This window comes from Bradyrhizobium sp. LB14.3 (assembly GCF_040547985.1).
In the GTDB taxonomy this organism is placed as follows: Bacteria; Pseudomonadota; Alphaproteobacteria; order Rhizobiales; family Xanthobacteraceae; genus Bradyrhizobium.
In genome coordinates this window covers 21674-46281 of record NZ_JBEPQT010000014.1, presented here as the reverse complement: position 1 = coordinate 46281, position 24608 = coordinate 21674, and the positions used below count along the sequence as shown (strand labels likewise).

Below are 24608 nucleotides of genomic sequence, written 5' to 3'. Positions count from 1 at the left end.
TTTTCAAGGATTCGATTTTCCAAGGATTCGATTTCCAAGGATTCCGAATTCCCAAGGACTCGATTTCAAAGGACGCACCCAGCGAGATAAAGCGCGAGATGGCTGCATGTCGGATACGCGGTCAGCCTGTCTAGGTCTCTTTCTGCTGTCGGTGCGCCCTGAGAAGCTGGGGTCGGCTCAGAAATTCGGCGCTGCGGGCCAACGTCAGGTAGCTGTTGGCAAGAGTGAGAAACTGATGGCGAGAAAATCGGTCCGCGGCTTGCGCCGCGGCCTCCTCATATTCCACCGACAGGCGCAGGTAGTACGACGCAGTCTTCATGCAGCGGAAACGCCACGAATGGGAGCGGGTTCCTAAAACTAGGTTGGGTCTCGCTGGGCTTCTTCCGCCCGAGGGTGATGCGCCACACCTGCTCGGAAGATCTAATCATATCGGTCGAAGATGCCGCGCCTCTGAGCCGCGCTATCTGCGAGTTTGTCCCATTCGGCTGCGAGACGGAGCCAACCCTTTCTGTCACCGTCCTTATCCGCCTGTGCAGCCAGCCGTCGGCATTGCTCAGCCCTGCTCTTAAACCGATCCGCTTCCGACACACCTTTTCCCCTCTCGAGTGCTAATCGCGCGAGAGGTGCACCGTTCCGGAAACGAGTCTGCGCTCCTCAAAGTGAATTCCGGTTCTTTTAATCCGATTTGTCCACGATGGGGCTGAGCTCTCTAATGGCGCAAAACCGTGAGCCATCCTTGCGCAGGCGCCAGCCCTCCTCGCCGCCGCCCTTGCCCTTCGCCAGCGCGTCCTCAATTTCACGAGATGGGCTTCCTAGTCCTGATCGGCAAACACCTGGGAAAGCGAATGCCCGAGCATCTCGGCTGGCTTCGATCCGAGGATCTTGGAAGGTCCGGTATTCCAGCCCGTCAGCCGCCCCTGTAGATTCGTGGTGATAATGGCAGTATCGGTCGCCCCATCGACGATCTGCCTCGACTGCCACGCGTCAATCTGCGGCTCCGATTTTTCACTCTTTGTGTCATGAGCCTCCAGGGCGGGCGGTCGAGCGGAAACTCTGCCAATCGCAATTGCCGGCTTGCGGTGAGACCACTAGGGGCGTAGCGCCCCTTCGCCTTCCAGCGGCATCTGGAACGTGAACCTGGTCTCCGCTTGGGACGAAGCGACCCCGATCGAGCCACCGTGGGCCTTTGCTATTTCGGCCGCGATGTAGAGCCCCAACCCAAGTCCTTGCGAAGGCCCATGCGCCTCTCCCCGGTAGAACGGCTGAAACAGGCGCTTGCGAGCCCCTTCCGGAATGGCTGCACCTGCGTTGGCCACGGAAAGCTCGAACATCTCTGCTGAGGCGCTCGCCTCAACCAGCACCGGCTGGTCCGGTGCGCCGTGGCTGATCGCGTTGCCGAGCAGGTTTGAGAACAACTGAGCGATGCGGGCCGGATCGCAGAAGACCGGCCTCTCGACCTCGAATTTGGTGTCGATGCGGCGCTCCGGATGGGCCGCGACCAACTCGGCCACAACCTGATCCAGCACGGGTTCGACGGCGGTGATGGCCTTAGAGAGCGAGATGCCTCCTCCGAGGCGGCCGCGCGCCAGATCCATGACGCTTTCGATCATCTTGGCCATGCGGCCCACGCTGCTCTGCATCATGGCCTCGAGCCGAAGCGCGTCCTCCGGCGTCTTGGCCTTGAGCATCAGCCGTGCGCCGGCCGCGATCGATGCGAGTGGATTGCGCAGGTCATGGCCGAGGACGGCGATGAACTGCTCGCGCAGTTCGGCGTTTTCGCGCTCCTGTCGCAGGCGCTCCTCCAGAGCGGTCTTGAGCTCGTCGCTTTCCTTGCGGGCGTCGATCAGCCCTCGCTCGTAGCGGCGCCGGTCTGTCGCCCGCATGATCGTCAGGCGCGTGAACAGGAGTGCATCAGCATCGGTCCGACGCTCACGCGCGTTGGCGATCGCCGGCAGCCGCGTTCCGGTTTTGGTCAGGAGATCGAGCGCGAACTCGTCGAAGAAGCCCTGCATGCGCAGCAGCGGCGCGACATGGGTCTCCAGGAATATGCGCCCCGCCATGTTGAGCAGGTCGCTAAGCCGCATCCCGGGAAGGTCATCGGGCTGGTACCCCATCCAGCCCGCAAGGGTCCGATTGGCCCGATCGATACGGCCGTCCGGACGAACCGAGAGGTACCCGCAAGGCGCGTTCTCGTAGAGGTCTTCGAAATCGCTGTCGGCAGGATGATTGTTGTTCACTCAGACGAAATCTCGAATTGCGGCGACGACTTCTTCGGGCGCGCTCAGGTTGGGACAATGGCCGGTCGCCTTCAGCACGACCATTTTGCTGTTCGGAATGTTGCGCTGGACGTACGCACCCACCTGTTGTCCGGCGATGATGTCTTCGCTGCACTGGAGGATCAGCGTGCGAGCTTTGACCCTGGCCAAGTCGGCGCGGTTGTCGGAGAGGAAGGTGACCCGCGCGAATTCCTTGGCGATTTCGGGGTCGGTCCGGCAGAAGCTGTTCGTCAGCTCCTCACCGAGTTCGGGACGATCTGGATTGCCCATGATGGCAGGAGCCATTTGCGCGGACCATCCCATGTGGTTCTCTTCCAAAAACGAAAGAAGCTCCTCGATCTGCTGGGCGCTGAAGCCACCGACGTAGTCGCCATCGTCGATGTAGCGGGCCGAAGGCCCCGCAAGGATGAGGCTTTCGAACAACGTGGGATCCTTGATCGCGGCCAAGACCCCGATCATCGCGCTGACGGAGTGTCCTACGAATACGGCGTCCTTTAGGCGCAGCGCACGGCCGATCTCGACCACGTCGTCGGCATAGCCGGACAGCGTCGAATACTTCCCACGGTCGTACGCGCTGAGATCCGAACGGCCGGCTCCGACGTGGTCAAACAGCACCGTAGCGAAATCCGCCTCGAATGCCGGCGCCACGAAACGCCACATGTTCTGATCGCACCCGAACCCATGGGCGAACATCATGGCACGCTCGCCGCCGCCCCGGACCTGCACGTTGTTGCGGAATTCAACGGACACCTCGACCACCTTTGCGCGTGAAGCACGGCTTGTTGTTTGCAAAACAGCTTACGTCCAAACAGGCGCCGGCGCATTCGTTTTTCTAGGACGGGAACGAACCCGAACGAGTGAGGAGGTCCGATATCGCCTCCACCAATTGCGCGGGCGCAAAGGGCTTGGCCAAGAGGATGCTTTGCGGCACGCCATTGGTGACCCAGCGATGCGCGCTGTCGCCGGAGACGTAGAGGATCACGCAGCCTGGATCGTTCTGCCGGGCGAGACGGGCGAGCTCCCATCCGTCCATCCTGGCGCGGCCCAGATTGATGTCAGTCACGAGGGCCCGCGGCAAAGGGGGCATGCTGAGCAGATTGGTTGCCTCCTCGCCAGAAGCGGCGCTTACGACGCCGTAACCCGCCTCGACCAAGGTCTCTTCCAGCATCTCACGAAGGAGATCTTCGTCCTCGACCAGAAGGATTGTTGCTCTTTTTGCGGGGTCTTGGGAGTTGCTCAGGTGCATCTCGCATCTCTCTTGAAAAGGGCACCCGCAGGCCACGAGCAAACTGCCACCGCTCTAACGTAGCAAAGGGCGAAGTGTTCACTTTTACAGCCGGCGCGCTGAGCAACGAGTCCTTGCGGGAGAAATGCCGGTGTAGGCTCGAGAGCGACAGCGTGTGGCTAGGCCGACTTCCGCCGCGCCCCCGTTGCCGGCTTCTTCGCCGTCTCCTTCGCCGGCTTCTTGCCGGAGATCGGCATCAGCATCTCCTTCTGCCCGGCAGCCGCCTTCTTGGCTTTTTTGGCCGGAGTTTTCGAAACCTTGCTCTCTGCAGCTGCGCCGCCGACGCTCTTGCGCAACGCGTCCATCAGGTCGACAACATTCTCGCCTTTCGGCCGATCCTTCGGCACGATCGGCTTGCCGGCCCGCTTCTGGTTGATGAGCTCGATCAGCGCGCTTTCATAATGGTCCTCGAACTTCTCCGGCTCGAAGCTGCCCGCTTTCTGGTTCACGATGTGCCTGGCGAGATCGAGCATGTCCTTGGTCACTTTGACGTCCTGGATCTCGTCGAAATACTCCTGCTCGCTGCGCACTTCGTAAGGATAGCGCAGCAGCGTGCCGACGAGGCCCTTGTCCATCGGCTCGAGCGCGATGATGTGCTCGCGGTTCGTCAGCACCACACGCCCGATCGCGACCTTGTCCATCTCGCGGATGGTCTCGCGGATCACCGCGAACGCGTCGTGTCCGACCTTGCCGTCGGGGCGGATGTAGTAGGGGCGGATCAGGTACCGCGGGTCAATATCGGTCTTGTCGACGAACTCGTCGATCTCGATGGTCCGCGTGGACTCCAGCGCGATCTCTTCGAGCTCTTCCTTGGAAACCTCGATGAACTGGTCCTTCTCGAACTGGTAGCCCTTGACGATATCCTCGTTCGGGACCTCCTCGCCGGTGTCGGCGTCGACCTTGAGGTACTTGATGCGGTGGCCGGTCTGCCGGTTGAGCTGGTTGAACGAGATCTTCTCGCTCTCCGAGGTCGCCGGGTAGAGCGCCACCGGGCAGGTGACGAGGGACAGACGAAGGAAGCCTTTCCAGTTCGCGCGGGGGGCCATGGGTACGCAACGCTCCAGGATACGGGGACACGGACTCAAGACGAACGGGGCGGCGCGGTTCCGACACCGCCACGGGCCGTCCACGGAATTCAAGCCTGCCCCCCGCAGCGGGCGCCAGCGAAACAGAGCGCCGACGCTTGACTCAAGCGAACAAAATGAGAACATAATTCCATGACCCCCAAGCCAACCACCGGCCGCCTTCGACCTGGAGGCCGCCGCCGACCAGGCCATCGCGGCCTGCGGCGGAGACGCCCGGGAGGCGGTCAGGGCGCTGCTCGTCGCCGTCGACTTTCTCGAGGCCGAGGCCGACGAGCTCCGGACGAAGGTGTCGAGAGGCTACGCCCGGGGACTCCCAGGGGCGCGCGAACGCAAGGATGAGGCAGATGTCTGAAGTGACCTACTATGTAGCTCTGCCGTTCGTTTTCTCCGACGACGGCATGGCCGCCGGCGAGGCGGCGGAATGCCTGAGCGCCAACGCCGCGGTGATGCGGGCGGAGGCGCTCTCCCGCAAGCCGGGGCATGCCGGCGCGATCGCGTTCTCGCGGACCGGAGATCCCTCGAGCGGCGACTTCAGTGGCGCCAAGCTGATCCGGAAGTTCGGGGACGTTCCGGACGATCTCAGCACCCTATGAAACTCCACTGGGTCCGGAACGAGATCGCCCGGATGCGCGGGCAGATTCGCGCCCAGGAGCGCGAAATCCGGATGCTTCAGCGGGCCGGCCTCGCGACCGCCTCGGCCGAGCTGCTGCTCTCGAGGATGCGCGCGAAAATCGACGATCTCTGCCTGGAGCGGGACGCACTCCGGAGAGCGTCGACCGCCTGACCACCGCAGCACGGGCGCGTCCGGTGCCTTGACTCCTCGGCCTCTCACGTACTCAATTCCTGCAATCGGTGATGTTGCGGGGTTGCGTCATGGAGCAGGAATTCTATCGGGGTCTCGCCGACCGGGTCCGGACCATCGCCGAGAAGGCCGACCCTTTCACCAGGCGACGCCTGCTGGATCTGGCCAAACGGTACGACACCAAAGGAGGCTCGCGCCCCGCGCACTCGGTCGAGCGCCCGCTTCCGCTGCCGCGCACCACACCGCCGGGGACGATCTTCTCCGGACCTGGCGAGGCCTGACGGCGCAACAGCCTTCGTTTGCGCTGTTTGCACCTAGCCGGCGGGAGCCTCGAAATCGTACGAGATGCGTCCGGCCGGGAGATAGAACAGCGCGATCACCGCACCGCCCCTGACCTCCGGAAAGTGCCTGCTGCCCGGTTCGGGCGCCGTCCAGCCGGGTCCCTGCCAGCCCTGCAACCCCTTCAACTCCGCGCCCGCGTCCAAGGGCACCACGAGGTTGATCTCGCCATAGGGATGACCGTGATACTGCCCGCGCAGCACGTCGTGGTCGTCCTCGTCCTTGAACCGGCGTAGAGCAGCGCTGTTCATGTAGACCGCCGTGAGGCTGAACTGGAAGGTTTCGGCAGGCGGCTCGACGATGCGGCTGCGCCGGTAGTTCGGGCCGTCCACCTCCTGGTTCGCCGCCCAGCCCTCCTCGACCCCGATCTTGATCAGACGAGACAGATCCCGATAGAGGGCGCTGCTTTCGCCGTACGCCTCGTTGAGCCAGCGCTCCATATCGGCTCCGGGCGTCATGTCCTTCACTTCGCGGAGAAAAGAAATGCTGCGCTGGATCAGTTCTTCTCGACCCGCCATGGCGATCTCCTCTGTTGATTGTCTCTTACGCGTCCAATCCCAAGAACGTCGCGAACTCATCTACATGCGCCCGCGGCATCAATCGCTGCCTCTCGACTGCGGGCCTCCCAACCGAGATGCCGCACACCACTGTCTGCTCCTCCCGAATCGAGAGCAGGGGGCGCAAGATCCGGTGATATTTCGAGAACGTCTCCTGCGGACACGACTGAAGTCCGCGTCCCGCTGCGGCGAGCATCACGTTCTGGACGAACATGCCGAGATCGAGCCAGCTTCCGGCTTCCAGCCGGCGATCGATCGTCACGATCAGTCCCACGGGCGCTCCGAAGAACGTGTAATTCTTCGCGGTCTGCCTGCTTCTTGCCTCGGCATCGGCCTGGCGGATTCCCAGCGACCCGTAGAACAGCCGCCCGAATTCCTGTCGTCGCTTCAGGTACGAATCAGGTAACTCGCTGGCGTAATATTTGTATTCCGAGACGTGCTCGTCCCGGCATGTTTCATGCGCGTTCAGCAGCGCCGCCAAGATATTGGCCTTGGCGGCGCCACTCAGCACGTAGACATGCCAGGGTTGAATGTTCGCACCGCTTGGCGCGAAGCGCGCGACGTGGAGGATCTGCTCGATCGTCCGTCGCGGGACCGGAGCATCGCAAAAGTCACGGCACGCGATCCGGCGGGTCATGATCTCGTCGATCGGGCTCTGCGCAGCGCCGCACTCCTCGCTCGGTCCGATCACGGCTTCTTCAGGTCCGCACATCCTGGCTCGGATGACGCTCATCTGGATTTACTCCGGTCCAGCAACGAAGGTCAGTTCGGCCAGGCCGAACCGAGGATGATCGAACAGAAGTTCTGGCGGACATAGCTCATGTCCTTCAGCGCAAGGACATCAGCCTTCACGTTCCCGAACGTGGTCAGCGGCTTCTTGATGATGCCTTTGGCGAAGTGATCTATGATGTTCTCCTTGAAGTTCGTCTCGCGCGGATGATGGACGCAGACATGGTCACGCTGTTCATGCGTGAAGTCGTGATAGGCGATCCCGAGCACGTCCATCTCGACACCCGCGGTCACCAGCGAGATGGTGGGTCGCATATGTTCGGGAATACCTGGCGTGGTGTGGAGCGCGATCGCGGTCCAGACGTCCTCGATCTCACGCTCGGGCAGGCCGTAGCTTTTCATGAAATCGCGCGCGGCATTGGCACCGTCGACCTCGAAGCGCAGGTTGGGACTGGAATACTTCTCTGTGAGGCCCATGTCGTGGAACATCGCGCCGAGGTAAAGTAGCTCCGGCTCGTACTTAAGGCCGTGGCGCTCAGCGGTGAGCGCACCCCAAAAGAAGACGCGGCGACTGTGGTTGTAGAGTAGGTCGTCTTCGGTATCGCGCACGAGCTGCGTGGCGGCGCGGGCGATGGCACTGTCGGGCAGGCGGATGCCGGCGATGATCTCGGACATGGAGCGCTCTCCTTTTTTGCCTAGCGGGCTGGTTGCTTGTGCCTATTTGCCAACCGGGCACCGCTCCGCACAAGGAAGGGCATCCCGCGGATCAGGACAGCCGCACGTCTTTTCCTGACATGACGCTTTGTAGGGAAAGCAGGATCGCGAGCGTTGCCTTGGCGGGGAGCGCGCGGTCTATTCCGGTGTCGCCCGCCGGAAGCTCGCGCGATATTGGATGGGGCTGACGCCAAGGCGGGCGGTGAACACGATCCTCATCCGATCCGCCGAGCCGAACCCGCAGTCGAATGCAACCGCCTTCAGCGGCCGGTCGCTTCCCTCCAGCATCATGCGCGCCGCATCGATGCGGGCGCGCTCGATGAATTCGTGCGGCGTGATCCCGGTCGCCTGCACGAAATGCCGGGCCAGATTTCGGGCGCTCATCCCGACGACGGCGGCAAGGGACTCCAGCGAGTGGCGATCCCCGACGTTCGCCATCACATGGTCCTGGATACGGGCGATCGGCGATTCCGGATCGGCTGGCGCGGTGAGATAGGGGCTGAACTGAGACTGTCCGCCTTGGCGCTGGGCGACTACGACCAGCCGCTTGGCCACTTTGAGCGCCGTTTCCGCACCGTGGCGCTGCCCGACCAGCGCCAAACCGAGATCTATTCCCGCCGTTACACCCGCGGCGGTGATCAGCCGCCCATCGCGGACATAGATCAAATCCGGTTCGACTTTTGCCTTTGGGAACCTGGCCGCCAGCGCCTGCGCATCCTGCCAATGGGTCGTGACACGCCGATCGTCGAGCAGACCGGCATAGCCAAGGACAAAAGCCCCGGTGCAGATCGAACCATAGAGGCTCGACCGCCACGGCAGCTCCTTGACCCACTGAAGCAAGTGCGGGTCGGGCTCCGTTTCAGGTGGGGTGGGTGTGCCGGCCACCAGAACGATGTCGAACCCACCCGTCGCCTCCTCAAGCGTTAGATCGGCAATAAGCCGTATGCCGTTCGAGGCGCGCAGCGGATTGTGGTGAGCAGCAACGAGGACGGATTCATAGCGGTCGGCACTGTCGAGAAAAATGTTCGCTTCGCTGAACACGTCCATCGGCCCTGCCACGTCCAAGGCCTGGACCCCCTCGTAGACGACGATCGCGACGGCTTGTACCGGCACCTTTAATGCCTCTCCAGTCGGGCGCCTTATTATGAATGTGATTCACACAGTGCAAAGGGCGGGCGGTGTCTGGACAGGCGAGCCTGTCGCGCCATTATTTCGGTGCTGCGTCCTTGTCGGGGATCGTCAATGCCCCGTCTTTGGAATCGACCACGAAGACCGCGAGCAAGCTGGCGGGCTCCGTGTCGCTCGCGTTCTCGCTGATCCTGTGATGAGAGCCTTGGGTTTCATAAAAGCCCTCGCCTATGTGATAGACCTGCGCAGGGGCATTGCCGACCTGGCTGCGGATGGCCCCGGACAGCACATAGGCGTAGATAAAGGCCGACTCCGCGTGGCGGTGAGGCAGCGATTTGCTGCCGGGAGGATAACTCACCAGGAGGGCAGCCATTCTCTTTCCTTCGACGTTCGGCAGCGCGTGCTCGAAGACAAGCTTGACTTGCTCCCGATCCTGAGCGATGGCGGGCGAAGCTCCCGCAATGGCCGCTGCTACGATCGCCAAGAACATCGTGCGTGGCAATTCTATTCCCGGTCTGGGCGTGATCGCTGAACGGCGTAACAGCGCGGCTATTCGATTGGTGAATGCACTGATCGACATCATGACCTCCTCTTCTAGTGAGACCAGGGCGAACCCGCGATCAAGTCGCCGGCGTTGGGGCTCTCGAACCCCGGCATGAAGCGTTCGCAGACCGCGGCGTTGACGGTGCCGTACGTGGTCGCCGGCTTGTGCGCAAAACCGGCGAAATACTCCTGAACGAAGCCTTCCTTGAAATTCGTGCGGGGATATTTGGCGACGATCTCCTCGCGAAGCTCCGCGGGAAACTGGTCGAAGCCTACCCCGACGACATCGAGCAGAACACCTGAATTGAGGAGCGCGACCTCCGGACCCATGTACTTCGGGATGCCGGGAGTGGTGTGCAGCGCGATCGCTTCCCAGACCGTCTGCACCTGGTCTTCGGCGATGTTGTGCGCGCTCAGAAACTGCCGGGCGGCATTTGCACCATCGACCTCAAAGCGTTCGTCTGCGCTCGCGAATTTCTTGATCAGGCCGAGATCGTGGAACGCGGCGGCCACGTAGAGAAGCTCAGAGTCGAAGCGCAGCTTTTTCTGACGACCCTGCTCCGCCGCAAACAGGTACACGCGGATCGAGTGATTGAAGAGCAGATCGGTGGAATGCTCGCGCAGGACGTCTGTCGCCTCTTTCGCCAGCAAGGAATCGGGAATGACGAGGGCCGGGGCGGGAGTTCGGGGTGTCATTTTTTGTCCTTTCAACAAAAATCGATGGGCTTGGCTGGCGCTCCGGACGCGTGAGCGCAAGAGAGGCGCGAGATCGGTCAGTCCGCTCCAACCGCGAGCACGATCTTGCCTTTTGGCCGGGGCCGCGCGTCCTCCAGCATGAAGTGAGCCTCGCGCGCATCCGCGAGGGGCAAGACCACGCCGACGTTCGTTCGCAGTTCTCCACCATCGAGGAGGCGAGCGATTTCCGTCAGACACCGGCTCGTGACGTCGACCAAAAAGAAGGTGGCTTCCACACCGTGCTGTTTTGCGAGATCCTGATCCGGGCGGGACACTGCCGAGATCAGCTTGCCGCCTCGACGAAGGACCTGGAACGAGCGGCTTTGCGTCTCGCCGCCGACGAGATCGATGACGGCGTCCGCATCCCGCACTTCCTCCTCGAAGCGCTGGCTCCGATAGTCGATCACCGTGTTTGCGCCAAGGTTGCGCACTAAGGAAGCGTCGGCCGTCGATACCGTTGCGATGGTCTGCACACCCGCGTGACGAGCCAATTGGACCGCGTAGGATCCCACGTTGCCAGCCGCCCCGTGAATGACCACGGTTTGGCCCGCTCTGAGTTGCGCGTGGTCGAACAGCGCCTGCCATGCGGTGACGGCAATGACGGGGGCGGAGGCGGCTTCGGCGTGAGTTAGCGAGTTCGGCTTGCCTGAGACCATCTCCGCGGAAGCCAACGCGTACTCGGCGTAGCTCCCGACAAACCGCGGGTTCGTAACACCGTAGACCTGCTCTCCCGCACGTCCTTGCGAGACACCGGGCCCAACGGCGACGATTTCACCGGAAAGGTCCGAGCCCAGAGTGAGCGGGAGCGGCTGCGGCAAGGCGCTCTTTCCGGCTCTGATCCAGCCGTCCCATGGCCCTACTCCGGCAGCTGCAACTTTGACCAGGACCTCGCCGGGCCCGGGCTCCGGACGGGAGAGGGTCTCGAACTGCATGACCTGCGGCGGCCCGAACTCATGTACGCGCCACGCCATCATCGTCGATCCGGTCCGCGCTTCCGTAACTTGAGTAACCATGCTGCTCGAGGCCATCTCACTCTCCTTGCGCTCAGCTCGTCGCGAGTACCGCCGACACTCTCGGAGCCTTGCTGCGGTTTTCCCGGTTGTCTCCTCGGCCCAGACGGGATTGCCCGTATGTCGCCATGGAGCCCTGCTTTGGACAACGGACAAGATCCTACGGATCAGGACAGCCGAACGTCCTTTTCTGACAAACGGCGGCCGGAGAGTTCGCCGCAAGAGGTTTCGACACGCTGGGCTCCGAGATCGCTGGAGAGGCGGTCCGATGGAGGACCGATCAGGGCACGCCAGGCGAGCAAGAACGGGTGGCAAGATAACTCGGACCTCCGCAGGAGCGCCGCGCCTCCAGAAACTTCACCCCGCAACAGTTTGGAATTGCACGACACTCCCGAAAAGGCCGTGAATTGCCTGTCTTTCGGATACCGGCCTCCCCGGTACCCAAGGCTTCGATCTGGAAGCGAGGGTAGCGTTCGATCTCGTTGTACATCGTCTTGACCCAAGGGTCGCCGTATTCGATCCCGGCGTTGGCATCCTTGGGGCGGTGGCCGGTGATGAATGCTTCGACCTCGCGGTCCATCTTGACGTGCCGCGCCACGCTCTTGAACAGGTGGCGCCAGGCGTGATTGGGTTTGACGCCTTTCGGGATTCCGAGACCATGCACCCACTCGCCGATCCGCTCGGCGACCTTCTTGAACTGCGGATTGCCGGCCTTGCCGCCGCGGCTGCGCTCCGGGTCGTAGAACAGCGGCTTGTTGAGCTTCCTGCGCTCCTCGACGTATTCGAGGAAGCCCGGCTGTTCCAGGATGTGGGAGTGGATGGGAACGACGCGCCACTGCTCGGTCTTTTCGAGCGACGGCTTGATCACCATGCACCGGATTCCATGGCCATGTTCCGTGATGTCGTAGGGATGGAGGCTGGTTAGCTCGTTCGCGCGGGCGCCGCTGTAGGCGCAGAGCCAGGGAGCCAGCGCTTGGCGGCCTTCATCTCCGCCGAGGTCAGATGGCTCGGCGTCGCGAGCGTGGCCGTCAGGATGATCCGAGCTTCGTTCTCGTTGAAGCCCTTCCTGGGAGGCGTTCTGGGCTCGACCTTGTTCTCCTTCGTCGCGCTCGGATCGTCCTTTCGGACTTTTATTCCTGCGAAAGGATTCACGTTCAGTTTCGTCTGTTCCACGAAATAGCCCGCCGTCGCCTTGATGGCGGCGATCCACACGTCCCTGATCGAACTTCTGCGGGTATGTCTTCCTGAGACTGTTGATCCACCGGTAAGCATCCGTGGTCTTCATCTTCGTCAGGTCGCGGTGTTGATGATTCACTTTATCATCTCGAATCGGCGGAGACGATCATGCGCGGCAGGTTTACGGATCAGGGCGGCCTGTTTTCGTACATCGCGCCGGATAAACGTGTGCCAGCGAACCATCCGCTGCGGAAGGTCCGGGAACTTGTCCGGGATGTTTTGAGTGATTTGAACCGCAGCCTTGGAAAGCTATACGCCAGCGAGGGACGTCCTTCGATCCCGCGCGCGCCCCAGTGCGGCTTCTCGCCCTTGAGCCGGACAATCAGGCTCTCGAGCTGCTCCGGCAGCTGGTTGGCGTAGCGCACCGGCCCGCCGCGAGCGATCGCTCAGGGCCTCAAGACCGTGCTCCTTGTAGCGATCGAACATCTTGTAGCCGGTCTTGCGCGAGACGCCGAAATCCCGGCACACGTCCGTCATGGCCTCCCCGTCCAACAGGCGGGCGACAAAGCGCAGGCGTTCTTCCATGACCGAACTCGCTTTCCACGGCATCCACACCTCCTGCTCGCAAAAAAGCGAAAAGTGTAACCCATGTGTCCGGTACGAAATGTCACCTATGTCTCGGGCCGCTCACCAATAACATACTGAATTTCTATCTTAATTCAGCCCAGATTGTCTTTGCCCTAGCAGGAAAAGCGGCGGGCGAGGGTGCTGAGACCTTGCTGGCACCTCGTTAGAAGGTCCGTAAATCCGAATTCAAACAACAGGATGGCTGTGCTCGTTATTCGCCGCGGGACACCGATGGTGCGCGGCACGGACTGGGATGAACGCAAAACGGGACAGCGATCGTGTTACGAATTGCGAACGATCGTTGTGCTCGAGATGCGCGCGTTCAAGCTCTTAGGCCTTTTCTCAGGACCCGGGGAGGGACGCTCATGGAAGAGATGCCGCTGAAGACCCTCGAAGAACTCGAGGCAGAATGCCTCCGGGCAAAGGTTGGTAAACGCTGCCTAGATGCGCAGTCGGCCCAAATCACTATTCGTCGGTTTTTTGGCTTAGGCATCCGCCGTCGGCGCTGCGAGCGCTTCATCATTCCATCCCGGGAGGATCGGCCCTGGCAAGCTTGATCTGAATCAAACTACCGCTCGATTAGGGCCGCATGACTCCTCGAGAGCGTCTCCTCCAGATCGGAGCGGTCCTTGAAGACACTTCGCCAGCTCCTCCCCGCCGAAGACATCATTCAGCTCGTGATCCGGCTCGGATTGTTGGCGCTGCTGATGTTCTGGTCGTTCCTGATCATCCGGCCGTTCGTGCCGATCCTGACCTGGAGCGGCGTACTTGCGGTGGCGTTCTACCCGGCCTTCAGCTGGCTCGCCAAGCGCCTCGGCGGCCGTCCTCGCTTGGCCGCAGCCCTCCTGACCCTGGTCACGCTGGGCATCATCATTGGTCCTGCGGCTTGGCTGGGCTTGAGCGCAGTCGAAGCGATCAGGGATCTCGCGGGCCAGATCGGCACCGGCGAGATCGTGCTTCAGTCCGCTCCCGAGCAGATCAAGAGCTGGCCGGTGATCGGCCCGCAGCTCTACGACCTCTGGAACCTGGCGTACACGAACATTCGCGCCATGCTGCGCGAGGTGGCGCCGTATCTCAAGCCGATTGCTGGGATGATGCTCTCATTCGCGGGCGATGCCGGCCTCGGCACGCTGCAGTTTCTTGTGTCGGTGTTCGTCACCGGCTTTCTTCTCCCATGGGGGCCGCAGCTCGTCGCCGCGGTTCGCGGCTTCCTGTTCCGCATCGTGCCGGAGCAGAGCGAGCACTTTCTGGAGCTCGCCGGCGCCACCATCCGAGCTGTGGCGCAGGGCGTAATCGGCGTCGCGATCGTGCAGTCGTTGCTGGCCGGCATCGGCTTCAAATTCGCAGGCATCCCGAGTGCCGGGTTGCTTGCCGTCATCGTCCTGTTGCTGTCGATCGTGCAGATCGGGGGGTTCCTCGTCCTCTTTCCGGTGGTCATCTGGATCTGGATGGACAAGGACGTCACCATGGCGCTGCTACTCACCGCGTTCTTCGTCGCCGTCGGCCTGCTCGACAACATCCTGAAGCCACTCGTCATGGGGCGCGGCCTGACCACGCCGACCCTCGTGATCCTGATCGGCGTGATCGGCGGAACGCTCGCGCATGGGATTATCGGTCTCTTCATCGGTCCAATCATCCTGTCGGTCGCCTGGGAGCTGGCGGCGGCCTGGGTCCGGAGCGATCGCGTCGCGGCTCAAGAGAAGACCGGCAAGCACTGAATGCCTGCGCGGCACTGACCTACCTTTGACATAAGTCAATCGCTGGGTTTCCGGCACGCCTTGAGTACGTGAAGGTGAGGCATGACTTCGGGCACGTGGATGTCGATGGCTAATCAGACGTCGCAGGATGACTGCGCACTCGGGCAGGTGTCCGCGGTTCGCGGCCGGGTCCCGATGGCTGGTGACTGACAGCCATGGACACGATCCTTGCTATTGATGCTAACGCAGCGGGCGTGAGCTTCCAGCTCTTCTCCGTGCAAGGCGACGGGCGGCTGGAAGGGCAAATCAACGGAAGGCTCGAGGGGGTAGGCGGCTGCCCGCGCCTGAAGGCGCGCCGGATGAACGGAGATTCGTTGGCGCATCGCGCTTACCGCAACGAGGATGTAGGTGACGTCGCCGCGGCATTCGCGGCTATCGACGCATGGCTGCGCGATGAGTTGAGGGTCGGCCCGTTGGCCGTGGGCCATCGCATCGTTCAGGGCGGGCCCGAGCACGCTCGACCGATCTTGATCGATGACGCCGTGATGGTCCGGCTAGAACAGCTGGTAGCCTCGGCGCCGCTGCATCAGCTGCATAATCTCGCGCCGATCCGTGCGATCCGGGCCGATCATCCAGCGCTACCGCAGGTCGCCTGCTTCGACACTGCATTTCACCTCAGCCGCGCGGCTGCGAGTGACGGCAGCGTCAGCCCGTATCAGCATCACGCAGGCACCGTAAGACCTTCCGGATTGCACGGTCTATCCTACGAGTCAGTTGCGCGAACCCTGTCGCTCGTGGCGCCCGGCATCGCAAAACGCCGCGTGATCGTTGCGCGCCTCGGCGACAGCAGCTCGATGTGCGCGCTCCGGGACGGGCGCAGTGTCGAGTGCATCCCCGCACGCTATGCCTTTGGTCCGCTGCCGGCCGATGATTTCGCCAGCGAGATCGACCCCGATATCGCCCAGTTGCTCAGGTCGGAGAATGGCATGCCGACCGAGGCGCTACAGGACGCTTCCCGGCGCAGCTACGGGCTCAGCGGCCCCGCTGGTGCAGGGGAGGTCGCATTTGAGCTGGAGGGGGCCCGCTCTCCTCAAGTCAGACATGCCGTCGAGCGTCTGGGCTACCGGGCCGGCCTCGATGCCGGTCTCCTTGCGGCCGCGCTGGAGGGTCTCGACGCATTCGTCTTCACCGGCGAGATCGGTGAACGCTCGGCCGCCATCCGCGCGTCCATCGCCGAGAGGCTGAGCTGGCTCGGTGCGACACTGGATGCCCCTGCCAACGCGCAGCACGCACGGCTGATCTCGCGCCATGATGGTCGCATTCCGATCTATGTGCTCCCGTCGGATGACGAATTGACGATCGCGCGGCATACGTTGGCGATTTTGTTGAATGGGCCGTCGCCACACTGAGCAGGCGCCCGCCGAAAAACTGGTTGGTTCCTTATGCTGCTTCAGCTTCTCGTCGGCGCACTGGTCGGAATGACCAATATCGGAATTCATGCGCTGGTGACCGTCGTCGCCGTCTCGATTGCTCGCAGGGCCGGCCTTCGGACAACCGTGAGACCAAGATTGCACTTGATGGGCGTAATGATTGCGACGGCCGCGGTGTTGACGGTCGCCCACACGCTGGAAATCCTGGTGTGGGCCTGGACGTATGGCATCGTCCAGGCCGCGGCGCCCGGCAGCGATCTGCTCTATTTTGCTTTCGTCAACTACACCACACTCGGCTACGGCGACATCACGCCGGTGCGTGAATGGCGGCTCATCGGCCCGCTGACCGCCATGAACGGCGTGCTGTTGTTCGGCTGGTCGGCCGCCATCCTGTTCGAAGTCTTGCGCAAGACACTCGAGCATCTCGGCGTGACAGAAGCGCCGGGCTTCAAGCGGTCCTGACCGCAACCGCGACGATCTGCCACGCCGCTCAAAATGGAGCGCGATGGCTGCGCCTGTCTGAGGAAGAGGGCGCCAGCGTGGTGACCAAACTGTCAGCGTTCCTGCTCTTTGCCCTAGGACTGCAGATCGAGGTCTGCGAGCTGATGGCGGTCCAAGAGCACGATCTGGCGCTGGGTATTGCCGACGAAGCCGAGAACGCCGAGTTCATGCAGCCGCGACAGGGCGCGGGATACTGTTTCCAGTGTCAGGCCTAGATAGTCGGCGATATCGCGCCGCGACATCGGCAACGCCATGATGCCGGATGCCGTCAAGCGCTTGTCCATTTCGAGCAGGAACGCCGCCACCCGTTCCAGCGAGGTCTTGCGTCCCAGCAGGAGCATGTGATCCTCCGCGTGCTGGAGGTTGATCGTGGTCATGCTGAGCAGGTTTTTGGCGACCATTGCATCGCTTTCGGCAACCATTTCGAGGCTTTGCCGCTTGACCAGCCGCACCGTGGTATCGACTATCGCTTCCGTCGTGAAGCGGTGCTCGATGCCGTTTCCCAGACCGAAGATGTCGCCGGCGAGGTGAAAGGCCCCGATCTGCCTGCGGCCGTCCGTCAGCAGCTTATAGCTTCGCACTGCACCAGATTTGACCTGGTAGACATATTCGGCGGGTTCTCTCTCGCCGTAGATTTCGGTGCCTTTTCTGTAAAAAAAGTCAGTTAAACTGATGAGCGCGTTGGAATGGCTGGTCATTCCGATGTCACGGAGTGAATTGGGACGCAGCGCGGAATCCGTCATGGTGCGAACGAACATAGGCCAACTCCTTAGCTCATCGCCGGATTGGTCCGTCGGACGACGCAATTTCCTAGTAGGGAATGCGCCGCGCTATTCCGCTCCCGCCCAAGTTGATTTACGATCATGGCGGTATTTCAATCCATTGCCATAAGGTTCATTGTACCAAGGGACATCAGGAGCTTTTCCTGCGCAAAATGAGAAGTCACGACAATTGCCGGAATACATCTGCAGACGCAGCGGATGTTTTCATTTTCGAACTATTTGAAGACAAGATTCGCGAGTGACGAACGTTCATTTGATCTCGGTGGCTTCTCACGAGAGGTGACGCTTGCCAGGTCTCGTTCACGTAGTTGACGATGACGAGTCGTTTCGAACGGCGGTCGCGCGCCGGCTGAAGCTCGCCGGCTATGACGTGGCGACGTATGCCTCGGCGGAGGACTTGCTGCACGCCGGGCCGGACGACGAGCAGGCGGGATGCATTTTGCTCGACGTATGCATACCCGGGCTGAGCGGCCCGGATCTCCAAGGCCGCCTGATCGAGCAAGGCTCGGCGCTGCCGATCATATTCCTGACCGGGCACGCCGACACACCGACCACGGTGCGGGCGATCAAGGCTGGTGCGGAGGATTTTCTGACCAAGCCGATTTGCTCGGAGCAGTTGATCGACGCGATCGAGCGCGCGCTGGCGCGTCAGCACGCCGGCCGCGCGCAACGCGGCAGGCTCAATTCGCTTCGTACGCTCCTTGCTACGCTGACGCACCGCGAGCGGCAGGTGTTTGATCTCATGGTGCGAGGACGGATCAACAAGCAGATTGCCCATGAGCTTGGAACGACCGAGCGCACCGTGAAAGCGCATCGTCACCAGGTCATGGAAAAGATGCAGGTTCGTTCGTTTGCGGAACTCGTTTCGATCGCGGAGCGGCTGGGAATGCTCGATGCGGATGGCGATTGACTAATTTGTCGCTACGGTTCCCGCAATGTGACTGCCCCAAGGGACAATAGAAAAAGTCATCGATGCGGTGCTGTTATTGGCGCGCAGCGGATGTGGCGTTCTGCCTTCAAAGCCGGGAGGCAGAACGCGCGTTAAAAAATGCGGGTGCAAGCTGCCATTTGTGGCGCCCGACGCGAAAGATTGTCACTTGCCGACACGCCGGTCCATTCTCGTCGTCGACGACGACCCGTCCATTCGGACGAGCATATACAGATTGCTGCGTGAGCATGGCTTCATTGCGAGTCAGTTCGCATCCGCGAGCGCCTTGCTCGACTATGGCGGCTTGGATAGGGCGGTCTGCATCGTGCTCGACATCAATCTCGACGGACAGTCCGGCATCGATTTGCGCCGGAAACTCACCGAGAGAGGTGTCACCGCGCCTGTGATCTTTATCACCGGCAATGACAGTGCGGCGAGCCGCGCTGCTGCAATGACTTCGGGCTGTGTCGCCTACTTGACCAAGCCGTTTTCGGCGCAGTCTCTCATCGAGTCAGTGACGCGTGCGTGTGCCGCGTAGCAGTGCAAAGAATTTCATTCGTCGACATATTGCTCGAGCGTCTTGACCGGTGCGCCCTTGTGGACCGACGCGAACTGCGCCAGCGGCACCATGGTCGTCAGCGCCAGCAGGCTGGAATCGACGACCTCGAGCGCCAGCGTCTTGCCCGATTCCATATCCTTGACGATGTCGTGATCCACGACGTCGGCCGCAATGCACGCGTTGGTGACGCACCAGCTATAGGGGACGCGGAAAGGTGCGCCCTGATCGACGGTCAGCTTGGCCGGCTGTTGCAGGTACATGCCGACGGGCACGAACACTTGCAGCCGTTTCGTCGCGGTGCCTTCACGTTCGATCAGGTCCACGCGCACGGCGATCTGACCGGTCGGGAATTTGCCGGTGATTGAGGTCCGGCAGAGCGTCGGTGCACCGCCGGCCTTGAAGCAGAGCTTTTGCCAATCGCCGTAGGTGATGTCCTTGGCCTCGCGCTGTCCACGCGTTGCGACTTCTGCCGGCCTGCCGGCTTGCGCCGCCTTCGATGCTGCGCGGGCGGGGAATGTTGCGGTCGCTGCGATCAAGACGACCAGAACTCCTGCGAAACAATGATGGCGACCAGACATGTTGTGCCTCCAAAGCTGAGCCCTATTTCCGCGCATCGAGAAATTTCGCTACTAGCGGCGACCAGAGCGGGATCGCGTCCGGCGAGCCGATGAAGAAGTGACCCTCGTTGCCGAACGGGGGCATCAGGTGATACTCGGCCTGGCCACCAGCAGCGGTAAACGCTGCATGCATGCGTTTCGACAGATCGGGGCCGAAGAAAGTGTCGTTCTCGATATAGATCCACAGCATCGGGACGCGCGAGGTCCGGCCGAAATCCGCGGTCGCCTCGACCAGCTTGTCGGGGGCGCAATTGTTGTTGGGCTTGCCGCCGACGCGACCGCCGCGGCCCGCGGCAAACGTGATGATGGCTTTCACCTGAGGCGGGTTTGCGCTCGATAGCGCGATCGAGGCCCAGCCCCCCGCGGATTGACCGACCACGATGACATCCTTCGGGATGATGCGCTTCTCGGCTGCCATGTAGTCGATGATCCAGAGATCGACCTGCGCGACCGCCAGGCCCGCATCGTGGAAGTTGGCGTTCGTGCATTTGCCGACCTTTGAGAAAAACGGGCCGTAGAGCGCGCGCTCGGGAATGTCGATCGCGGCTGCGCCATAGCCGCTGCCGACTGGCGCGACCACGAGATAGCCGCGCTTTGCGAACCATTTGGCGGCGTCGCGGAATTCAACCAGCGGAAAGAAGCTGCGATCGGTCGGGTTGAGCGAGACGCCATGGTTCATGATGACAAGCGGGAAGGGGCCGTCGCCGACCGGGCGCACCAGATAGGCGAACATCGGCAGCGGCAGGGGCAGCGCCCAGATCTCCTCCTGGATGCTTACGGCGTCGGTCGTGTCTGCTGAACGTGCCGGCCCGGCGACACCGATGGTGACGAGAATTGCGGCCAGCCATCGAAACAGATCAGCGGATCGCATCGGCATCTCCCGTCAACCAACATACGTGGCGGCCACGATGATCGGGCCGAGCACCGTCAGCACGACGTTACCGACGGCGTAAGGTACGGCGACCCCGAGCACCGGCGTCTGGCTCTCGGCGGCGTCGCAGGCACCGGTCACCGCGGCGTCGACCGTCATGGCACCAGCCAGCGCGCCGCAGGTGATGACCGGGTTCATGCGCAGCACGTAATGGGCAAACAGCGTCGCGACGATCAGCGGCACCAGCGTGATGACGAGACCCATGCCGACCAGCAGCATTCCATGTGCCTGGATCGCGGCCCAGGCTGCGGCGCCGTTGCCGAGCCCGATTGCCGCGATAAATCCGCCGAGACCGAGATCGCTCAGCGTCTGCTGCGCGGCGGGCGGTAGCGCGCCAATGGTCGGCCGGCGCGAGCGGAGCCAGCCGCAGGCCAGGCCCGCGATCAACGCGCCACCGCCGCCGCCGAGCGTCAGCGCGACGCCGCCGACCTTGAAGCTGACAAGGCCGGCGAGCAGGCCGGCCGCGATGCCGGCGGCCAAGAACGCGATATCGGTGCGGTCTCCGGCGCGAAGGATCTGGCCGACATTGGCAGCGGCCCGCTCGATGTGGCGGGTGCTGCCGACCAGGGTCATGACATCGCCGATATAGACCCGCGTATCAGGGCTCAGCGGCACTTCGCGGCCCATCCGCGTCAACGCGCGCAGGAACACGCCACGCGCATCGCCGCCGACGCGTTCGGCCACGTCCTTGATGGAGCGGCCGTGGAGCTGGCGATTGTCGACCAGCAGCTCGATCACGTTGCCGGGAATCGCTTTGAGGATCTCATCGGCGTCGATCTCGGTGCCGATGACTGCCCTGGCGGCAACCATGGCTGCAGTGCGCCCGGCGACGATGACGTTGTCGCCCGCCTCAAGCAAGGTATCCAGATGGGGTTCGACATCGATCCCCTGGCGAACGATGCGCTCGACGACAGCGCGGCTGCCGATGTCCTCCTCGATCGACCTGACGGAGCGGCCCGCTGCGGTTGAGACCAGATAGGCGCGCCCCTGAAATTTCCGGTAGGCGAGGTTCTCGGTCTGTGGCGCGGCATCACCCGAGAGCTCCGCCTCCAGCCTCTTCGCTTCGGCCTTCAGGTCGATCCTCATCAATTTCGGAGCCACGAATGGGACGAACAGCAGGGTCAGGATGTAGCCGAGCACGTAAGTCACGGCGTATCCGGCTGCAATGTTGGCTTCCTGCTGCTTCAAGGCGTCACTCGGCAGGCCCAGTTGCGCCAGCGCGCCCGACGCGGTGCCGATCACGGAGGATTGCGTCAGCGCACCGGCGGCGATGCCGGACGCGGTGCCGGGATCCAGCCTGAAGATGAAGGCAAACGCCAGCACGATGACGAGTCCGGTGCCGCCGAGCACGAGCGCCATGGCGACCTGCGCCAGCGTGCGCATGCTGAGCGAGGCAAAGAACTCCGGTCCGGATCGGTAGCCGATCGTGAACACGAACAGGCTGAATAGGATCACCCGCAGCAGGGACGGAAATGCGAAGGTGCCGAGCTGTCCGATCAGGACGGCGACGATCAGGATGCAGGCAGTGGTTCCGATCGCGAAGCCGCGAATCTTGATCCGACCGAGCAGCGTGCCGATCGCTATGGCCAGCAGCAAGAAGATTTCCGGTGCGCTGGTGATGATCCACCTGACGGTATCCATGGTCGACTTCCCCGCCGCTTTGCGCCGATTTGATTTGCGCCCGGCAGCGATGGCTTGATCCAAATCAAGCCTTGCCGCCGATAAGGCGCCGCCAATGACGGCATGCAGAACTCGCGGCAGCCCTCGTCGTCCTCATGAGCACTCTGGAGGTTGTCACGGAGGCGGTGCGTCCCGATGAAACGGTCGTGATCGCTTTGCTGCTCGCCTTCGCCGGCGGCTATATCGACGCTTATACCTGGATCATCCACGGCGTGATGGCGAATGCCCAGACCGCCAACCTGATCTTTCTCTGGGTCTATGCGACTGCCGGAAATTGGGTCAAGGCACTTCACTTCGTGCCTCCGATCCTCGCCTTTGCGGCCGGCATTGTCGTCGCTGCATGGCTCCGCCGCGCTGCCGGCGATCGGGCCAGTGCGATCAGCACGTTGATCGAGATCCTGCTGCTGATCACGATCGGCATTTTGCACAACCGCTTGCCGGATCTCGCCGGCACGCTCGGCATTTCGCTCGTTGCCGCCATGCAGGCGGCGGTTTTCACCAGGGTCGAGGGTGTTGTCTGCAGCACGGTGATGATCACCGGCAATATGCGCCAAGCTATCGAAAATATCTTTGCAGTCGCATCCGGAGGCGCGCAGGGCGGAACGCTGCGCCTTTCGGGCATCTTTTTCGCTTTATGTGCGGTGTTCGGCTTCGGTGCGGCGGTCGGGGCCTTCGCCACCAAAGGCATTCCCGATCTCGCGCTCGGCATTCCCGTGGTGGCGCTCCTGATCGTCTTGCTGCGTTGCGAGGTGCCGCATCAGGAGGCGGCGCGATGAGTACGCCGTCCGAGTCCAAATGGAAGCGTTTCTTTCCGCCGGCCGGCTGGCTTGCGGCCTATCGGCGTGAATGGCTCCCCTCCGACGCCGTCGCGGGCGTCACGCTCGCCGCCTACGCTATCCCGGTTTCGCTCGCCTATGCGGCGCTGGCCGGTCTGCCACCGCAAATTGGTGTCTATGGCTACATGCTCGGCGGTATCGGCTATGCCTTGCTGGGATCGTCGCGACAGCTTGCGATCGGCCCGACCTCGGCCATCTCCCTGATGATCGCTTCGACCGTCGGGGCGCTCGCCAGCGGTGATGCGGCGCGTTATGCGCAGATCGCAAGTCTCGCGGCCTTCGCCGTAGCGGTGCTGTGCTTCATCGCCTGGCTGTTCAAGCTCAGCGTGCTCGTGCGCCTCGTCAGCGACAGCATCCTGGTCGGGTTCAAGGCAGGAGCGGGACTCACAATCATCATGAGCCAGTTGCCGAGCCTGCTTGGTGTCGCCGGCGGCGGCCACAATTTCTTCGATCGGGCCATCGAGCTGACAGGGCAACTCGGCCAGATCGACCCGTTGGTGCTGGCGATCGGCACGGTCGCATTGCTGTTGCTGCTGGTCGGCGAACGCCTTCTGCCGGGCAAGCCGGTCGGCATTACCGTCGTCGCGCTGGCCATCATGTTGGCAACGCTCCTTGGCTTACCGACCATGGGTGTGCCCGTGACCGGGAAGATACCGCAGGGTTTGCCGGCCCTGGGATGGCCGACATTCGGGCTTTTGCAACTCGACGACCTTTTTCCGCTCGCCGCCGGATGTGTGCTGCTGGCCTACATAGAAGGTGTCTCGGCGGCCCGCGGCTTCGCCGCCAAGCACGGTTATCCCCTCGACGTGCGGCAGGAGTTACTGGGGCTCGGCACCGCGAACCTTGCCGCCTCATTCGGCCATGGCTATCCCGTCGCGGGCGGCTTGTCGCAATCGGCGGTCAACGACAGCGCCGGCGCGCGGACGCAATTGGCCCTGGTGATCTGTTCGATGACGCTCGGGCTGTGCCTCTTGTACTTCACGGCGCTGCTGACCAACCTTCCCAAGGCGGTGCTGGCAGCCATCGTGTTTGCCGCCGTGTACAGGCTGGTGGATGTCCGGAAGCTGTTGCGGATGTGGCAGGTCAGCCGGATCGATTTCTACGCCGCCGCAATCGCGTTGGTATCGGTGTTGCTGCTCGGCATCCTGCAGGGGGTCCTGCTTGCGTCGATCGCATCAATCGTCCTGCTGCTGGCCCGAGCCTCCCGGCCGAACGTGGCGTTCCTCGGCCGTTTGCCTGGCGGGCGATATTCGGACCGTGCGAGGCACGTCGACGTCGAGCCGCTGGTCGGTGTCATCGCGTTTCGCCCGGAAGCCTCATTGCTCTATATCAACGCCGAGACGATCCTAGATACCGTCCTGATGGCGCTACGCACAGCACCGGATATGCGGCTGGTGGTCTGTGACCTGTCCGCGTCGCCATACATGGATCTCGCCGGCGCGCGGATGCTGCACGACCTCCATGACGAGCTCACCTCCCGGCAGATTGCCTTCTGCATCGTCGGCGCGCACGCACAATTGCGCGACCTCTTGCTTGCCGAAGGGCTGGCGGAGAAGACGGACAGCGGCCATTGGTTGCGGTCGCTCGACAGCGTCTTGGGCGACGATCAGGCCAATACAACGCAACGAACGTCCTGACGAT

Annotated in this window: 31 protein-coding genes; 12 read left to right on the top strand and 19 right to left on the bottom strand. The window is 62.5% G+C overall.

The genetic code is table 11. The features are described from left to right. Window positions 1-130: 130 nt before the first annotated feature. From ABIB00_RS23710 to ku, 6 genes are all read right to left on the bottom strand, one after another. A complete protein-coding gene (locus ABIB00_RS23710) occupies window positions 131-319 on the bottom strand; it encodes a hypothetical protein (RefSeq protein WP_354106036.1) in 189 nt (62 codons plus the stop codon). Between the two features lie 493 nt (window positions 320-812). Next, a complete protein-coding gene (locus tag ABIB00_RS23705; RefSeq protein ID WP_354106126.1) occupies window positions 813-911 on the bottom strand; it encodes a hypothetical protein in 99 nt (32 codons plus the stop codon). 177 nt (window positions 912-1088) lie between these two features. Then, the gene (locus ABIB00_RS23700) at window positions 1089-2237 is read right to left on the bottom strand and encodes a PAS domain-containing sensor histidine kinase (protein WP_354106035.1); all 1149 of its coding nucleotides are present in this window, start codon (window positions 2235-2237) and stop codon (window positions 1089-1091) included. Beyond that, window positions 2238-3026 carry an alpha/beta fold hydrolase gene (locus ABIB00_RS23695; RefSeq protein ID WP_354106034.1) on the bottom strand — a complete coding sequence of 263 codons (789 nt, stop codon included), beginning with the start codon at window positions 3024-3026 and terminating at the stop codon, window positions 2238-2240. Between the two features lie 82 nt (window positions 3027-3108). Continuing rightward, the gene (locus ABIB00_RS23690) at window positions 3109-3522 is read right to left on the bottom strand and encodes a response regulator (RefSeq protein ID WP_354106033.1); all 414 of its coding nucleotides are present in this window, start codon (window positions 3520-3522) and stop codon (window positions 3109-3111) included. A gap of 158 nt (window positions 3523-3680) precedes the next feature. Further along, entirely contained in the window at window positions 3681-4607 is a 927-nt protein-coding gene (ku, locus tag ABIB00_RS23685; RefSeq protein ID WP_354106032.1) for a non-homologous end joining protein Ku, read from the bottom strand. A 383-nt stretch (window positions 4608-4990) separates the two neighbouring features. Here ku and ABIB00_RS23675 point away from each other — a divergent pair, with 383 nt between their 5' ends. The 3 genes from ABIB00_RS23675 (at window position 4991) to ABIB00_RS23665 (ending at window position 5729) form a co-directional block, all read left to right on the top strand. Continuing rightward, window positions 4991-5239, top strand: a complete 249-nt coding sequence (locus tag ABIB00_RS23675) for a hypothetical protein (protein WP_354106031.1) — start codon at window positions 4991-4993, stop codon at window positions 5237-5239. 32 nt (window positions 5240-5271) lie between these two features. Further along, window positions 5272-5430: a hypothetical protein gene (locus ABIB00_RS23670; RefSeq protein ID WP_247350901.1), complete on the top strand. Its 159-nt coding sequence runs from the start codon at window positions 5272-5274 to the stop codon at window positions 5428-5430. Between the two features lie 89 nt (window positions 5431-5519). Beyond that, window positions 5520-5729, top strand: a complete 210-nt coding sequence (locus ABIB00_RS23665) for a hypothetical protein (protein WP_354106124.1) — start codon at window positions 5520-5522, stop codon at window positions 5727-5729. A 33-nt stretch (window positions 5730-5762) separates the two neighbouring features. On the opposite strand, the gene ABIB00_RS23660 is transcribed toward ABIB00_RS23665, so the two are convergent. The 8 genes from ABIB00_RS23660 to ABIB00_RS23625 all read right to left on the bottom strand — a co-directional run bounded on the left by ABIB00_RS23660 (window position 5763) and on the right by ABIB00_RS23625 (window position 12518). Then, window positions 5763-6305 (bottom strand): 4-hydroxylaminobenzoate lyase, encoded by a 543-nt coding sequence (locus tag ABIB00_RS23660; protein ID WP_354106030.1) that lies wholly within the window; start codon window positions 6303-6305, stop codon window positions 5763-5765. Between the two features lie 25 nt (window positions 6306-6330). After that, window positions 6331-7077 (bottom strand): nitroreductase, encoded by a 747-nt coding sequence (locus ABIB00_RS23655; protein WP_354106029.1) that lies wholly within the window; start codon window positions 7075-7077, stop codon window positions 6331-6333. A gap of 29 nt (window positions 7078-7106) precedes the next feature. Next, window positions 7107-7748: an HD domain-containing protein gene (locus tag ABIB00_RS23650; protein ID WP_247350909.1), complete on the bottom strand. Its 642-nt coding sequence runs from the start codon at window positions 7746-7748 to the stop codon at window positions 7107-7109. A gap of 177 nt (window positions 7749-7925) precedes the next feature. Continuing rightward, window positions 7926-8900, bottom strand: coding sequence for a GlxA family transcriptional regulator (locus ABIB00_RS23645; protein WP_247350910.1), 975 nt, complete (start codon window positions 8898-8900; stop codon window positions 7926-7928). Window positions 8901-8994: 94 nt separating this feature from the next. Next, entirely contained in the window at window positions 8995-9405 is a 411-nt protein-coding gene (locus ABIB00_RS23640) for a cupin domain-containing protein (protein ID WP_247351016.1), read from the bottom strand. 104 nt (window positions 9406-9509) lie between these two features. Continuing rightward, window positions 9510-10154 carry an HD domain-containing protein gene (locus tag ABIB00_RS23635; RefSeq protein WP_354106028.1) on the bottom strand — a complete coding sequence of 215 codons (645 nt, stop codon included), beginning with the start codon at window positions 10152-10154 and terminating at the stop codon, window positions 9510-9512. A 77-nt stretch (window positions 10155-10231) separates the two neighbouring features. Beyond that, a complete protein-coding gene (locus ABIB00_RS23630; protein ID WP_247350914.1) occupies window positions 10232-11221 on the bottom strand; it encodes an NADP-dependent oxidoreductase in 990 nt (329 codons plus the stop codon). Window positions 11222-11483: 262 nt separating this feature from the next. After that, window positions 11484-12518, bottom strand: coding sequence for a site-specific integrase (locus ABIB00_RS23625; RefSeq protein ID WP_354106027.1), 1035 nt, complete (start codon window positions 12516-12518; stop codon window positions 11484-11486). A gap of 29 nt (window positions 12519-12547) precedes the next feature. On the opposite strand from ABIB00_RS23625, the gene ABIB00_RS39130 reads away from it, so the two are divergent. After that, on the top strand, window positions 12548-12799 hold the full coding sequence (locus ABIB00_RS39130; RefSeq protein WP_502916522.1) for a transposase: 252 nt from the start codon (window positions 12548-12550) through the stop codon (window positions 12797-12799). On the opposite strand, the gene ABIB00_RS23620 is transcribed toward ABIB00_RS39130, so the two are convergent. Continuing rightward, window positions 12689-12988, bottom strand: coding sequence for a helix-turn-helix domain-containing protein (locus tag ABIB00_RS23620; protein WP_502917875.1), 300 nt, complete (start codon window positions 12986-12988; stop codon window positions 12689-12691). The two genes, ABIB00_RS39130 and ABIB00_RS23620, sit on opposite strands and share 111 nt — an antisense overlap. A 383-nt stretch (window positions 12989-13371) precedes the next feature. On the opposite strand from ABIB00_RS23620, the gene ABIB00_RS23615 reads away from it, so the two are divergent. From ABIB00_RS23615 to ABIB00_RS23600, 4 genes are all read left to right on the top strand, one after another. Continuing rightward, on the top strand, window positions 13372-13563 hold the full coding sequence (locus tag ABIB00_RS23615; protein WP_247350916.1) for a hypothetical protein: 192 nt from the start codon (window positions 13372-13374) through the stop codon (window positions 13561-13563). Window positions 13564-13635: 72 nt separating this feature from the next. Next, entirely contained in the window at window positions 13636-14724 is a 1089-nt protein-coding gene (locus ABIB00_RS23610; protein WP_247350917.1) for an AI-2E family transporter, read from the top strand. Window positions 14725-14918: 194 nt separating this feature from the next. After that, entirely contained in the window at window positions 14919-16112 is a 1194-nt protein-coding gene (locus ABIB00_RS23605) for an acetate kinase (protein ID WP_247350918.1), read from the top strand. A gap of 33 nt (window positions 16113-16145) precedes the next feature. Then, window positions 16146-16595: a potassium channel family protein gene (locus ABIB00_RS23600; RefSeq protein ID WP_247350919.1), complete on the top strand. Its 450-nt coding sequence runs from the start codon at window positions 16146-16148 to the stop codon at window positions 16593-16595. A 113-nt stretch (window positions 16596-16708) separates the two neighbouring features. Here the strand turns inward: ABIB00_RS23600 and ABIB00_RS23595 are convergent, their stop codons facing one another. Continuing rightward, window positions 16709-17392, bottom strand: coding sequence for a helix-turn-helix domain-containing protein (locus ABIB00_RS23595; RefSeq protein ID WP_354106026.1), 684 nt, complete (start codon window positions 17390-17392; stop codon window positions 16709-16711). A 310-nt stretch (window positions 17393-17702) separates the two neighbouring features. On the opposite strand from ABIB00_RS23595, the gene ABIB00_RS23590 reads away from it, so the two are divergent. Together ABIB00_RS23590 and ABIB00_RS23585 are read left to right on the top strand one after the other, a co-directional pair. Further along, window positions 17703-18326, top strand: coding sequence for a response regulator transcription factor (locus tag ABIB00_RS23590; RefSeq protein WP_247350922.1), 624 nt, complete (start codon window positions 17703-17705; stop codon window positions 18324-18326). 187 nt (window positions 18327-18513) lie between these two features. Next, on the top strand, window positions 18514-18882 hold the full coding sequence (locus tag ABIB00_RS23585) for a response regulator transcription factor (protein WP_247350923.1): 369 nt from the start codon (window positions 18514-18516) through the stop codon (window positions 18880-18882). A 14-nt stretch (window positions 18883-18896) separates the two neighbouring features. Here the strand turns inward: ABIB00_RS23585 and ABIB00_RS23580 are convergent, their stop codons facing one another. Genes ABIB00_RS23580 through ABIB00_RS23570 form a run of 3 tightly spaced genes read right to left on the bottom strand, consistent with a single transcriptional unit; the run spans window position 18897 to window position 22092 of the window. After that, a complete protein-coding gene (locus ABIB00_RS23580; protein WP_354106025.1) occupies window positions 18897-19481 on the bottom strand; it encodes an invasion associated locus B family protein in 585 nt (194 codons plus the stop codon). 22 nt (window positions 19482-19503) lie between these two features. Then, a complete protein-coding gene (locus ABIB00_RS23575; RefSeq protein ID WP_247350926.1) occupies window positions 19504-20391 on the bottom strand; it encodes an alpha/beta hydrolase family protein in 888 nt (295 codons plus the stop codon). Between the two features lie 12 nt (window positions 20392-20403). Then, complete coding sequence (locus ABIB00_RS23570; RefSeq protein ID WP_354106024.1) at window positions 20404-22092, bottom strand: aspartate-alanine antiporter-like transporter; 1689 nt, start codon at window positions 22090-22092, stop codon at window positions 20404-20406. A 134-nt stretch (window positions 22093-22226) separates the two neighbouring features. Here ABIB00_RS23570 and ABIB00_RS23565 point away from each other — a divergent pair, with 134 nt between their 5' ends. Both ABIB00_RS23565 and ABIB00_RS23560 read left to right on the top strand, forming a co-directional pair. Beyond that, window positions 22227-22907 carry a YoaK family protein gene (locus ABIB00_RS23565; RefSeq protein WP_247350930.1) on the top strand — a complete coding sequence of 227 codons (681 nt, stop codon included), beginning with the start codon at window positions 22227-22229 and terminating at the stop codon, window positions 22905-22907. Then, window positions 22904-24604, top strand: a complete 1701-nt coding sequence (locus tag ABIB00_RS23560) for a SulP family inorganic anion transporter (RefSeq protein WP_354106023.1) — start codon at window positions 22904-22906, stop codon at window positions 24602-24604. The genes ABIB00_RS23565 and ABIB00_RS23560 overlap by 4 nt, the downstream gene beginning before the upstream one ends. Window positions 24605-24608 lie beyond the last annotated feature (4 nt).